The sequence below is a fragment of the Rhodococcus sp. CH91 genome (genome assembly GCF_022554085.1).
In the GTDB taxonomy this organism is placed as follows: Bacteria; Actinomycetota; Actinomycetes; order Mycobacteriales; family Mycobacteriaceae; genus Rhodococcus.
Map to the genome: position 1 here is coordinate 186,512 of NZ_JAKFYR010000002.1, position 12,454 is coordinate 198,965.

Genomic DNA, 12,454 nt, shown 5'->3' on the forward strand with positions numbered 1-12,454 from the left:
CTCTCCCGCCGCCGACCCAGAAAGAGGCGACCGTCACCGTGACGAACCCGACCGGACCCACCGTTTCCGATATCGGGGAGTTCCCCGTCATCGAGCGGGCGGTGAAAGGGCGGCGACAACCCGGCACCACGCTGGTGGGTCCCGGGCACGACGCCGCGGTCGTCGCCGCGACCGACGGGCGTATCGCGGTGTCGACCGACATGCTCGTCGAAGGACGTCATTTCCGTCTCGACTGGTCGACCCCGCGGCAGGTCGGCCGCAAGGCCGTCGGCCAGAACGGGGCGGATGTCGCTGCCGTCGGGGCACGGCCCACCGCCTTCGTCGTGGGTCTCGGATGCCCGCCCGGCACCCCTGTCGCCGTCCTCGACGAGATCTCCGCCGGGATCGGGGAGGCCGCGGAAGAGATCGGAGCGGGAGTCGTCGGGGGAGATCTCGTGCAGGCAGGGCAGGTGATCGTCTCGGTCACCGTGCTCGGCGAACTCGAGGGACGAGCCCCGCTGCTCCGCTCCGGCGCCCGTCCCGGAGACATCGTCGCGCTCGCCGGGACGACGGGTCGTTCGGCCGCCGGTCTGGCCCTGTTGCTCGCCGGAAACCGGGATTTTCCCGAACTGATCGAGTCGCACCTGGTGCCGGTCCCGCCCTACAGCGCAGGTCCCGCCGCGGCCGTAGCGGGAGCGCACGCATGCACCGACATCTCCGACGGGCTCGTTGCCGACCTCGGGCACATCTGCGCCGCGTCGGGCGTGTCCGTGGACCTGGACTCCGGTGCCCTCGCTCCCGGTCCGCGGCTCCGGGATGCCGCCGCGGCACTGACCGCCGACCCTTGGGAATGGGTCCTCACCGGCGGGGAGGATCACGCACTCGCCGCGTGCTTTCCCGCCGACATCCCGCTCCCGGAAGGGTGGCGGCCGATCGGGAGGGTGGCCCAGGGCAGCGGCGGAGATCCAGACCACGGCGGCGGGGTGAGCCTCGACGGAGAGCAGCGGACCGGCCCGGGAGGTTGGGAGAGCTTCTCGCCGGGCACCGCGCGCCGGCGGAGTCGCTCGAGATAGGTTCTGGAGCCATGGCTGTCTACGCACTCGGCGAGCGTGTCCCCGATATCCATCCCGACGCCTGGGTTCATCCCGACGCGGTCGTGATCGGCAATGTCACCCTCGGTGCCGGCGCCTCCGTGTGGCCGTCCGCGGTGCTGCGGGGGGACTACGGGACGATCACCGTGGGGGAGAAGACCAACATCCAGGACGGCACGATCATCCACTGCACCGCGATCGAGGCCACCCTCATCGGGGCCCGGTGCGTCGTCGGTCACAACGCGCACATCGAGGGCGCCACGATCGGCGACGGTGCCCTGATCGGATCGGGCTCCCTCGTCCTCAACGGTTCCGTCATCGGTGCCGGCGCCCAGGTCGCCGCCGGTGCGCTGATCCCTCCGCGGTTCGAACTGCCGGCCCGCCGCATGGCGATGGGTGTCCCGGCGAAGGTGCGGGAGGGCTACGAGGTCCCCGAGGACAACTTCGACGCGAACGCCGAGATGTATGCGGCCAACGCCGCCTACTACCGGACCGCTCTCCGCCGCATCGATTAGGAGTACCAGTGGCCGACACCCTCGACACACGAACTGCGGCCGGGGACGCGGACGAACCCCGGACCGGCCGGCCGCTGGAGGAACTGGTCGATCCGGGCTGGGCGCGAGCGCTCGAGCCCGTGGCCGCGGACATCACCGCGATGGGACGCTTCCTCCGCGAGGAACTCGCCGCCGGACGCAGCTACCTGCCCTCCGGGCCGAACGTGCTGCGCGCCTTCACGCAGCCCTTCGACGCGGTGCGGGTGCTCATCGTCGGGCAGGACCCCTATCCGACACCCGGCCACGCGGTGGGTCTGAGCTTCTCGGTGGCGCCGGACGTCCGGCCGATTCCGCGCAGCCTGGCCAACATCTACCGCGAGTACACAGACGATCTGGGATTGCCGCAACCGTCCGACGGTGACCTGTCGCCGTGGACGGAGCACGGCGTCCTGCTGCTCAACAGGGTGCTGACCGTAGCGCCCGGCCAGCCCGCGTCGCACCGAGGCAAGGGATGGGAAGCCGTCACCGAGCAAGCGATCCGCGCGCTGGTCGCGCGCGGCACCCCGCTCGTCGCGATCCTGTGGGGTCGCGACGCGGCCACCCTCGAACCCATGCTCGGGGACGTTCCCACCGTCAAGTCGGCGCATCCCTCGCCGTTGTCGGCCTCGCGCGGGTTCTTCGGGTCGCGTCCGTTCAGCCGCGCGAACGCCCTGCTCGTCGAACAGGGCGGCGAACCGGTGGACTGGCGACTGCCCTGACCACCGGTCCGGCCCCGATGCATGTCCTCAGGAGCGGACTGCGTCCCAGTCGGGGCGCCGCTTGGCGACGAAGGCGTCGACCCCTTCGATTCCCGTAGGTGTCGTGGCAGCTGCGGAGATCGCGGCCGCTTCCACGTCGAGGTGCTCGGACAGCGAACGACCCGCGGACCCCGCGACGAGCGTGCGGATCGCGGCATAGGACTGTGTGGGCCCATGGGCGAGGGTCCGGGCCAGGCGCAGCGCCTCGCTCTGGATCTCCCCGTCGGCGACGAGCCGGCTCAGCAGACCCAGCCGCACGGCCTCGTCCGCGCCGATCACCGTGTCGGTCATGATGATCTCGCGTGCGCGGGAGGGGCCGACGATCCGCGGCAGCGTCCAGGACATCCCGCCGTCGGGGGAGAAGCCGATCGACGGATACGCCGCGCGCATCTTCGTACCCGGACCCGCGAGGGCGATGTCCGCCAGTAGCGCCAGGCTCATGCCGGCACCCGCGGCCCAGCCGTGGACGGCGGCCACGACGGGCACCGCGATCCGCTCGAGTTCACGGACGAAGTCGTGGAACAGGTTCGCGATCTCGAGCAGGTGGGCGCCGCGGTCCTCCGCGGCCGCGAAGCCGAGAACGTTCCCGCCCGCGCAGAAGTTCGCGCCCTCACCCACGAGCAGGACTGCACCGATCTCCGGGCCTGCTGCGCGCAGGGCTGCGATGCCCTGCTCCATTCCGGCGGGGGACAGGGACGTGCCGTGCTCGGACGTGGCGACGGCGATCCGCAGGACACGGTCCTCGACACTCACGAGCGAGTGCAGCGAGCCGTCGGCGGGGAAGGAAACTCGATTCTCGGTCACCACGGCACGATAACCGGCGGCGCGGATCGAACGACGAAGGCCCCCTGCGCAGTCCGCGCAGGGGGCCTTCGAAACAGCTCGACCGGAATCAGCCGCGAACGACCTTGCCCGCCTTGAGGCAGGAGGTGCACACGTTCATCTTGCGGGTGTTGCCCGGGGCAACCTGAGCGCGCACGCTCTGGATGTTCGGGTTCCAGCGACGGTTGGTACGCCGGTGCGAGTGCGAGACCGACTTCCCGAAGCCGGGGCCCTTGGCGCATACGTCGCAGACGGCAGCCATGTCGCGAACTCCTTGTGTCTAGTGGATAGATCTTCTGTCTGTGTTGTTTCACCCTGCGAACACGGGGAACGAGCCACCCGTGCGAGGCAACCCGGCAAGCTTAGCGAACTCGAGGGCAGATGGCCAAACCGGACGGTGAAGCGGCCCGCGGCTACCCTGTCCGGCAGGGTCGCACACCGGATCGTCCGGCGGGCGGGCCGGGTCGGCTCGGCAGTCGCGAGGTTGCCGGCGACGAGGAAGGGAAGGGGGTGGAATCGTTGCTCGATGCCCAGGACACGGTCGACGGCCGGGCATTGCGCCGGTGGGTCGACATCGGCGTCGAAGCTCTCGAACAGCGACGGGCGGAGATCAATTCGCTCAACGTCTTCCCCGTCCCCGACGGGGACACCGGCAACAACCTGCTGATCACCTTGCAGGCCGCCGCGGCGCGGATCGGTGGACCGGTGGACGGTGCGCTCACTGCCTCGGACGTCGCCGAAGGACTGGCCCGTGGTGCGTTCGCCGGGGCGCGCGGCAACTCCGGGGTCATCCTGGCGCAGGCCCTGCGCGGGGTGGCCGACGGGGTCGCGGGCCTGACCACGGTCGGTGCCCGGGATCTCGCCTCCGCCCTCGCGAACGCCGCCTCCCTCGTGACCGGAGCGCTGAGCGCGCCGGCGAAGGGCACCATCGTCAGCGTTCTCGAAGCCGCCGCGGAGGGGGCAGCGCAGGCCGCGCTGGAGGTCGACGCCACCGTGTGCGACGTCGTCGTCGCGAGTGCGGACGCCGCGGCCGACGCACTGCAGCGCACCACCACCCAGCTCGACGTCCTGGCCGCGGCCGGGGTGGTCGATGCCGGGGGGCTCGGTCTGCTCGTGCTGCTGGACTGTCTGGTCGAGGTCACCACAGGTCGGCGTCCCGACCGGCGGATGGTGCTCGCCGGCTCCTCGCGGCCGGTCGTGGAGCCGGAGATCGTCGAGGACCACCACGACCGCGACCATCAGGAATACGAGGTGATGTACCTCGTCGAGCACTCCGACACGGCGCGCATCGACGCGTTGCGTTCGGACCTCGACGCGCTCGGGGATTCCGTCGCCATCGTCGCCGGGGAGCCCGGATGCTGGTCCGTGCACGTGCACTGCTGCGATCCCGGAGCAGCGGTGGAAACCGGTCTGCAGGCGGGTGCTCTGAGCCGCATCGACATCACGTGTTTCGCGCTCGAATCCGTTCGCCGCGGGTGCGCCGACGTTCCCGCCTCACCCCGCGGCGCGGCCGGTGACGTAGTGGACACGCAGCCGCGGGCCGTCCTCGCGGTGGTCGGCGGTGACGGTGCTGCGGCACTCTTCGAGGCGGAAGGGGCGACGGTGCTGAGAGCGGAGGAGATGTCCGCTCCCGACGAGGTGCTCGCGGCGATCCGGGCGCTGCCGAGCCGGGACGTCCTCGTGCTGCCGAACGGAGTGCTCTCCGCGCAGGACGTCGTCGCGGTCGGTGCCCGGGCGCGACGCGAGGACCGGGACGTGATGTTCCTGCCGTCGTCCTCGGTGGTGCAGGGACTCGCGTCGCTGGCCGTGCACGACCCGATGCGGGCCACCGTGGACGACGCCTTCGCGATGTCGGAGGCGGCGGCGTGCGTGCGCTGGGGATCGCTGAGATACGCCACCGAGCGGGCCCTGACCTGGGTCGGAACCTGCGAACCCGGCGACAGTCTTGGACTCGCCGGACATGATGTCGTAGTGATCGAGCATGATCTGGTGACGGCGGGAGCGTCGCTGCTGGACAGGATTCTTGCCGCGGGCGGTGAGCTCGTGACGATGCTGGTCGGCGCGGACGCCCCCGTCGGCCTCGTCGAGCAACTGGCCGAGCACCTCGATCGTGTCCACCCGGAGATCGACGTGGTGGTCTACCAGGGAGGTCAGCGCAGCGACCTGCTGCAGCTCGGCGTCGAGTAGCCGGTGCGCCGCGAGGGCCACCGCACGAGAAGCGGAAGGGACGGCAGTGGCGACACTCGCGGACCGGCTCGATCATGTCCTCGGCCGCAGGACGGCGGACGCCGTGCACGACGCGTTCGGCATGGTCACCGTCGAGGATCTGCTGCGGCACTATCCGCATCGTTACGCCACCCAGGGTGCCGAACTCGGTGAGAGCCGACCCGAGGAGGGCCAGCACATCACGATCATCGCGCGGGTCGAATCGGCACAGGAGGTGCCGATGAAATCCCGCGCCGGGAAACGCCTCGCGGTCCGGTTGCGCTCCGACCGGCACAGCATCGATGTGACGTTCTTCAATCCGCACCGGGTCAAGCACAACATCAAGCCGGGCGTACGGGCGATGTTCTCGGGCACCGTGAAGTACTTCCGCGACAAGTGGAGCCTGACCCATCCGAGCTATCTCGTGCTGCCCGAGCCCCGCGATGCGGAGGATCTGGTCTCGGCGACCCCTGCCCGGGTGCGGGGGGCCGGCGCCCTCGCCGGGCTCGCCCGGACGGCCCAGGACGGTTCGGGGGTGGACATGTCGGTGTTCGACCGTGCTCTGATCCCCATGTACCGCGCCACCCGCGAGGTGGAGTCGTGGACAGTCATGCGGTGCGTGCGGCAGGTCCTCGACCAGCTCGACCGTGTCGAGGATCCGCTGCCGGAATGGGTGCGCGAGGAGCACGGTTTCGTAGGACTCGACGAGGCCCTGCGGGCCATCCACCTGCCCGAGAGCAAGCAGGAGATCGACCGGGCACGCGATCGTCTGCGCTTCGACGAGGCGGCCGCGGTACAGCTCGTGCTCGCCGGTCGCCGGCACGATACCGAGACGCGTTCGGCGCCGGCCTGTCCGCACCGCGACGGCGGGATCGCCGACGAGTTCGATCGCCGGCTGCCCTTCGACCTGACGGCCGGGCAGCTCGCCGTGGCCGACGAGATCTCGGCGGACCTGGCCCGCGAACATCCGATGAACCGGCTGTTGCAGGGCGAGGTCGGCTCGGGCAAGACGATCGTGGCCTTGCGCGCGATGCTGCAGGTCATCGACTCCGGGCGCCAGTGCGCTCTGCTCGCGCCCACCGAAGTCCTCGCGGCACAGCACGCCCGCTCGTTGACGAAGATGCTCGGCGATCTGGCCGCGGCCGGGGAGCTCGGCGCCCACGAACTCGCGACCCGCGTGACGCTGCTGACCGGCTCGATGGGGGTCGCCCGCAAGCGGCAGGCACTCAACGAGGCGGTGACGGGCGATGCCGGGATCGTGATCGGTACTCACGCTTTGATCGAGGACACGGTGCAGTTCTTCGATCTGGGCCTGGTCGTGATCGACGAACAGCACCGGTTCGGCGTCGAACAGCGCGACGCGCTGAGGTCGCGGGGGCGCGACGGGGCGTCGCCGCACGTGCTGGTGATGACCGCCACGCCGATCCCGCGCACCATCGCGATGACGGTGCTCGGAGACCTCGAGGTCTCCACGCTGCGCGAACTTCCGCGTGGCCGGTCGCCGATCGTCAGCCGGGTGGTGCCGGCGAAGGTGCACCCCACGTGGGTCGACCGGGCGTGGGAACGGATCCGCGAAGAGGTGGCCGAGGGACGCCAGGCCTATGTGGTGTGCTCGCGCATCGGCGACGGTGACGCCGACGACGACGCCGCCCTCGACCCGAACGCGCCCGAACCGGCAGGAACGGGAAAGGGGAAACAGGCCCCGCCGGAGACCACCTCGGTGCTCGAGCAGTACGACTTCCTGACCTCCGGTCCGCTCGGCGACCTGCGCGTGGGATTGCTGCACGGCCGGTTGCCCGCCGACGAGAAGGACGCCGTGATGCAGGCCTTCAATGCTGCGGAGATCGACGTCCTGGTGTGCACGACCGTGGTCGAGGTCGGCGTCGATGTGCCGAACGCGACCGTCATGGTCATCGTCGACGCCGACCGGTTCGGTGTCAGCCAGCTCCACCAGCTGCGAGGGCGTGTCGGTCGCGGTGGACATCAGGGTCTGTGCCTGCTCGTGACCGACGCGAAGCCCGGGACGCCGACGATGATGCGGCTCGAAGCCGTCGCCGGCACCACCGACGGGTTCGAGCTCGCGCAGCTCGACCTGCAACTGCGCCGGGAGGGCGACGTCCTCGGTGTCGCACAGTCCGGCACGGTGTCGACACTGCGGTTGCTCTCCCTCGTGGACGACGGCGACGTCATCGAGGCGGCGCGGGACTTCTCCAGGACGGTGACGGAGAAGGATCCCGGCCTCGAACATCATCCGGGGCTCGCGAGCATGGTGCGGGCCGCGCTCGACGCCGAGCGCGTCGCGTATCTCGACAAGTCCTGAGTTACGTTCTGCACACCACTGCCGGGAATCCCGTGTGAGGTTTCGCCGGGATGCCCGGTATGTGGACAGGGTGTTACGGGGGAGCGGCACTGCATCGTTCCAGTTGAGGCATCCGGACGCCGCGTCCCACGATGTGGAACGCGCGCGAAGTTTCGAATGTTACCTCGCGGTACCGTCGACCAATGTTCTCGAAAGTGCTTGTCGCCAATCGTGGCGAGATCGCGATCCGCGCATTCCGTGCCGCCTACGAACTGGGAGCCGGGACGATCGCGGTGTTCCCGTACGAAGACCGCAACTCCCTGCACCGGCTGAAGGCCGACGAGGCGTACCAGATCGGTGAGGAAGGGCATCCCGTCCGCGCCTATCTGTCGGTGGAGAAGCTCGTCGAGGCCGCAGTGGCGGCCGGTGCCGACGCGATCTATCCGGGATACGGATTCCTCTCGGAGAATCCGGATCTGGCTGCCGCGTGCGCGGAAGCGGGAATCACTTTCGTCGGTCCGTCCGCGGAGATCCTCGAACTGACCGGGAACAAGGCCCGCGCGATCGCCGCGGCGAAGGCGGCCGGACTGCCTGTGCTGGCGTCCTCGCAGCCGTCCGCCGATGTCGACGAACTCCTCGCGGCAGCCGAGTCGATGACCTTTCCCGTGTTCGTCAAGGCGGTCGCCGGTGGCGGCGGACGCGGCATGCGCCGGGTCGCCGCACCCGATCAGCTCCGTGAGGCGATCGAAGCGGCCTCCCGTGAGGCCGACGCGGCCTTCGGTGATCCCACCGTCTTCCTCGAGCAGGCCGTGGTCAACCCCCGCCACATCGAGGTCCAGATCCTCGCCGACAAGCACGGCAACGTCATCCATCTCTACGAGCGCGACTGCTCGGTGCAGCGCCGGCACCAGAAGGTCATCGAGCTCGCGCCCGCGCCGAACCTCGACCCCGAGCTGCGCGATCGCATCTGCGCCGACGCCGTCGCCTTCGCGAAGGAGATCGGCTATCAGTGCGCCGGAACGGTCGAGTTCCTCGTCGACGAACGCGGCAACCACGTCTTCATCGAGATGAATCCGCGGATCCAGGTCGAACACACCGTGACCGAGGAGATCACCGACGTCGACCTCGTGCAGTCGCAACTGCGCATCGCCGCCGGGGAGTCGCTCGACGAACTCGGTCTGTCCCAGGAGAACATCACCATCCGCGGTGCGGCGCTGCAGTGCCGCATCACCACCGAGGACCCGGCCAACGGGTTCCGTCCGGACACCGGCCGCATCACCGGCTACCGCACCCCGGGCGGTGCCGGAATCCGTCTCGACGGCGGCACCTCGGTCGGTGCCGAGATCTCCGCGCACTTCGACTCGATGCTGGTCAAGCTCACGTGCCGCGGCCGCACCTTCGAGACGGCGGTCGCACGTGCCCGCCGCGCGGTCGCCGAGTTCCGTATCCGCGGCGTCGCCACCAACATCCCGTTCCTGCAGGCGGTGCTCGACGACGACGACTTCCGCGCCGGCACGGTGAACACCTCCTTCATCGAGGCGCGGCCACACCTGCTGACGATGCGTTCCTCCGCCGACCGCGGCACCAAGATCCTGCGGTATCTCGCGGACGTGACGGTCAACAAGCCGCACGGGGAGCGCCCCACCACGGTCTACCCGCACGACAAGCTGCCCGCGATCGACCTGAGCACCGAACCGCCCGCCGGTTCGCGTCAGCGTCTGCTCGAACTCGGACCCGAGGGATTCGCCCGGGCCCTGCGCGAACAGAAGGCGATCGGGGTCACCGACACGACCTTCCGTGATGCCCACCAGTCGCTGCTCGCCACCCGCGTGCGCAGCAAGGATCTGCTGACGGTCGCCGGCCACGTGGCCCGCATGACGCCGCAACTGCTCTCGATCGAGGCGTGGGGCGGCGCGACCTACGATGTCGCGCTGCGCTTCCTGCACGAGGATCCGTGGGAGCGGCTCGCGGCGCTGCGCGAGGCGATCCCCAACATCAACCTGCAGATGCTGCTGCGCGGACGCAACACCGTCGGCTACACCCCCTACCCGGAGGCCGTGACCCGTGCCTTCGTGCAGGAGGCCGCCGACACCGGCATCGACATCTTCCGCATCTTCGACGCGCTCAACAACGTCGACCAGATGCGTCCGGCGATCGACGCGGTGCGCGAGACCGGCACCACCCTCGCCGAGGTCGCCCTCTCCTACACCGGCGACCTGTCGAATCCGAACGAGACGATCTACACGCTCGACTACTACCTGCGCCTGGCGGAGGAGATCGTCGAGGCCGGTGCGCACGTCCTCGCCATCAAGGACATGGCCGGTCTGCTGCGCGCCCCGGCCGCCGCGACGCTCGTGTCCGCGCTGCGCAGCAACTTCGATCTGCCGGTGCACGTGCACACCCACGACACGCCGGGCGGGCAGCTCGCCACCTATCTCGCCGCATGGCACGCCGGCGCCGACGCGGTCGACGGCGCGGCCGCGGCCCTCGCGGGCACCACGAGCCAGCCGGCGCTGTCGGCGATCGTCGCCGCGGCGGCGAACAGCGAGTTCGACACCGGCCTCGATCTGCAGGCCGTGTGCGACCTCGAGCCCTACTGGGAGGCGCTGCGCAAGGTCTACAAGCCGTTCGAGTCCGGTCTGCCGGCACCCACCGGGCGCGTGTACACCCACGAGATCCCCGGCGGTCAGCTGTCGAATCTGCGTCAGCAGGCCATCGCACTCGGATTGGGCGACCGGTTCGAGGAGGTCGAGGCCGCCTATGCCGGCGCAGACCGGCTCCTGGGCCGCCTGATCAAGGTCACCCCCTCGAGCAAGGTGGTCGGTGACCTCGCGCTGCACCTCGTCGGGGCCGGTGTCTCCGTCGACGACTTCGCGGCAGATCCCGGCAAGTTCGACATCCCCGATTCGGTGATCGGCTTCCTCCGCGGAGATCTCGGCACGCCGGCCGGAGGCTGGCCCGAGCCGTTCCGGAGCAAGGCCCTGGCGGGCCGCGCCGAGCCGAAGCCGGTCACCCCGCTCGCGCCGGAGGAGGAGAAGGCACTCGGCGGCTCGTCCGAGGAGCGGCGCCGGATGCTCAACCGGCTGCTGTTCCCGGGTCCCGCGAAGGAGTTCGAGCAGCACCGCGAGACCTACGGCGACACCACCGAACTGTCGGCCAACCAGTTCTTCTACGGGCTGCGGCACGGTGACGAACACCGGGTGCGTCTGGACAAGGGCGTCGAACTGCTCATCGGACTCGAAGCGATCTCCGATCCGGACGAGAAGGGTTTCCGTACCGTCATGTGCATCCTCAACGGGCAACTGCGCCCGGTGTCGGTGCGCGACCGCTCCGTCGCAGCGGAGATCCCGGCTGCGGAGAAGGCCGACCGCAACCATCCCGGTCACGTCGCCGCACCGTTCGCCGGCATGGTCACGCTGGTCGTGTCGGAGGGTGACACCGTCTCGGCGGGCGACACCGTCGCGACGATCGAGGCGATGAAGATGGAGGCGGCGATCACCGCGCCGCGCGGCGGACGCATCACCCGTGTCGCGATCGGTCCGGTGCAGCAGGTCGAAGGCGGAGACCTGCTCGTCGAGGTCTCCACGGGGGACAGCGCCGAGTGACCCGGATCGTCGCCGGGCGGGCCGGGGGGCGGCGCCTGAAGGTGCCGCCCCGCGGAACCCGTCCCACATCCGAACGGGTGCGCGAAGCCCTGTTCAGTTCGCTCGAAGCACGGATGGACCTCGACGGTGCCGCCGTCCTCGACCTCTATGCGGGGTCGGGGGCGCTCGGCCTCGAGGCACTGTCGCGGGGTGCGGAACACGCGATGCTCGTCGAGTCGGACGCAAAGGCCGCAGGGGTGATCCGTGACAACATCGCGACGGTCGGGCTGCCGGGTGCGGTGTTGCGTGCCGCGCCGGTCGCCGCGGTGCTCGGAGGCACTCCCGACCGCGTCTACGATCTCGTGCTGGCCGATCCGCCCTATGCGGTGACCGAGAGCGCCGTCACCGGTGTGCTCGACGCGCTGGTGTCCGGCGGCTGGGTCGCAGAGGGCTCGATCGTCGTGGTCGAACGCTCCTCGAGGTCCCCGGAGACGGTGTGGCCGCAGGCATTCGAGGTCGGACGGGCACGCAGATACGGCGAGACCAGAGTGGAGATCGCCACCTGCTACGGTGCTGGGTCATGAGCCGTGCGGTCTGTCCAGGATCCTTCGACCCGGTGACCAACGGGCACCTCGACGTCATCGGCCGGGTCTCGGCCCAGTTCGACGAAGTAGTCGTCACCGTCACGATCAATCCCAACAAGCAGGGGATGTTCACGATCGACGAACGGCTCGAGATGCTCACCGAGGCCACCGCCCATCTGCCGAACGTCACGGTGGACGCATGGCAGGGCCTTCTCGTCGACTACGCACGTCAGCGGGGCATCTCCGCGATCGTGAAGGGTCTGCGCGGTGCCAACGACTTCGACTACGAGCTGCAGATGGCGCAGATGAATCACAAGCTCACCGGCGTCGACACGCTGTTCGTGGCCACCAACCCGGTCTACAGCTATCTGTCGAGTTCGCTCGTCAAGGAGGTCGCGGCCTACGGCGGCGACGTCTCCGACATGCTCCCGGCGGCTGTGCACGACCGCTTGCTCGCGCGTCTGGCCGAGCGGGCCGCCGCGAAGTAGCCGCCGGCCCACCTGCAGCCGCCCTCGTGCGGTCGCGGGGGGCTCACGAATCCCGACACACCGTGCGCAGGGCACGCAACCGCACGCCACGCTGCGGCAGACTGGATGCCG

Annotated in this window: 10 protein-coding genes; 8 read left to right on the forward strand and 2 right to left on the reverse strand. The window is 69.9% G+C overall.

Annotation, left to right across the window (positions count from 1 at the left end):
- Positions 1 to 38: 38 nt before the first annotated feature.
- From MOM01_RS04475 to MOM01_RS04485, 3 genes are read left to right on the forward strand one after another with little or no spacing between them, the layout of a single operon-like run.
- Complete coding sequence (locus MOM01_RS04475; protein WP_241384199.1) at positions 39 to 1,052, forward strand: thiamine-phosphate kinase; 1,014 nt, start codon at positions 39 to 41, stop codon at positions 1,050 to 1,052.
- Between the two features lie 11 nt (positions 1,053 to 1,063).
- Entirely contained in the window at positions 1,064 to 1,585 is a 522-nt protein-coding gene (locus tag MOM01_RS04480) for a gamma carbonic anhydrase family protein (RefSeq protein ID WP_241384200.1), read from the forward strand.
- An 8-nt stretch (positions 1,586 to 1,593) separates the two neighbouring features.
- The gene (locus MOM01_RS04485) at positions 1,594 to 2,322 is read left to right on the forward strand and encodes a uracil-DNA glycosylase (protein WP_241384201.1); all 729 of its coding nucleotides are present in this window, start codon (positions 1,594 to 1,596) and stop codon (positions 2,320 to 2,322) included.
- 27 nt (positions 2,323 to 2,349) lie between these two features.
- On the opposite strand, the gene MOM01_RS04490 is transcribed toward MOM01_RS04485, so the two are convergent.
- Both MOM01_RS04490 and rpmB read right to left on the reverse strand, forming a co-directional pair.
- A complete protein-coding gene (locus tag MOM01_RS04490; protein ID WP_241384202.1) occupies positions 2,350 to 3,165 on the reverse strand; it encodes an enoyl-CoA hydratase/isomerase family protein in 816 nt (271 codons plus the stop codon).
- A gap of 88 nt (positions 3,166 to 3,253) precedes the next feature.
- On the reverse strand, positions 3,254 to 3,445 hold the full coding sequence (rpmB, locus tag MOM01_RS04495) for a 50S ribosomal protein L28 (RefSeq protein ID WP_006551201.1): 192 nt from the start codon (positions 3,443 to 3,445) through the stop codon (positions 3,254 to 3,256).
- Positions 3,446 to 3,693: 248 nt separating this feature from the next.
- Between rpmB and MOM01_RS04500 the strand changes: the two genes are divergently transcribed.
- From MOM01_RS04500 to coaD, 5 genes are all read left to right on the forward strand, one after another.
- On the forward strand, positions 3,694 to 5,370 hold the full coding sequence (locus MOM01_RS04500) for a DAK2 domain-containing protein (protein WP_241384624.1): 1,677 nt from the start codon (positions 3,694 to 3,696) through the stop codon (positions 5,368 to 5,370).
- Between the two features lie 46 nt (positions 5,371 to 5,416).
- Positions 5,417 to 7,708: an ATP-dependent DNA helicase RecG gene (gene recG / locus MOM01_RS04505; RefSeq protein WP_241384203.1), complete on the forward strand. Its 2,292-nt coding sequence runs from the start codon at positions 5,417 to 5,419 to the stop codon at positions 7,706 to 7,708.
- A 182-nt stretch (positions 7,709 to 7,890) separates the two neighbouring features.
- Positions 7,891 to 11,292 carry a pyruvate carboxylase gene (locus MOM01_RS04510; protein ID WP_241384204.1) on the forward strand — a complete coding sequence of 1,134 codons (3,402 nt, stop codon included), beginning with the start codon at positions 7,891 to 7,893 and terminating at the stop codon, positions 11,290 to 11,292.
- Positions 11,289 to 11,855: a 16S rRNA (guanine(966)-N(2))-methyltransferase RsmD gene (rsmD, locus tag MOM01_RS04515; protein ID WP_241384205.1), complete on the forward strand. Its 567-nt coding sequence runs from the start codon at positions 11,289 to 11,291 to the stop codon at positions 11,853 to 11,855. Before MOM01_RS04510 ends, rsmD begins: the two co-directional genes overlap by 4 nt.
- A complete protein-coding gene (gene coaD, locus MOM01_RS04520) occupies positions 11,852 to 12,343 on the forward strand; it encodes a pantetheine-phosphate adenylyltransferase (protein ID WP_241384206.1) in 492 nt (163 codons plus the stop codon). Before rsmD ends, coaD begins: the two co-directional genes overlap by 4 nt.
- Positions 12,344 to 12,454: the final 111 nt, after the last annotated feature.

Coding starts and splice junctions, on each gene's coding strand:
- MOM01_RS04480 (WP_241384200.1), top strand. CDS start 1,064: ATGGCTGTCTACGCACTCGGCGAGCGTGTCCCCGATATCCATCCCGAC.
- rpmB (WP_006551201.1), bottom strand. CDS start 3,445: ATGGCTGCCGTCTGCGACGTATGCGCCAAGGGCCCCGGCTTCGGGAAG.
- MOM01_RS04510 (WP_241384204.1), top strand. CDS start 7,891: ATGTTCTCGAAAGTGCTTGTCGCCAATCGTGGCGAGATCGCGATCCGC.
- coaD (WP_241384206.1), top strand. CDS start 11,852: ATGAGCCGTGCGGTCTGTCCAGGATCCTTCGACCCGGTGACCAACGGG.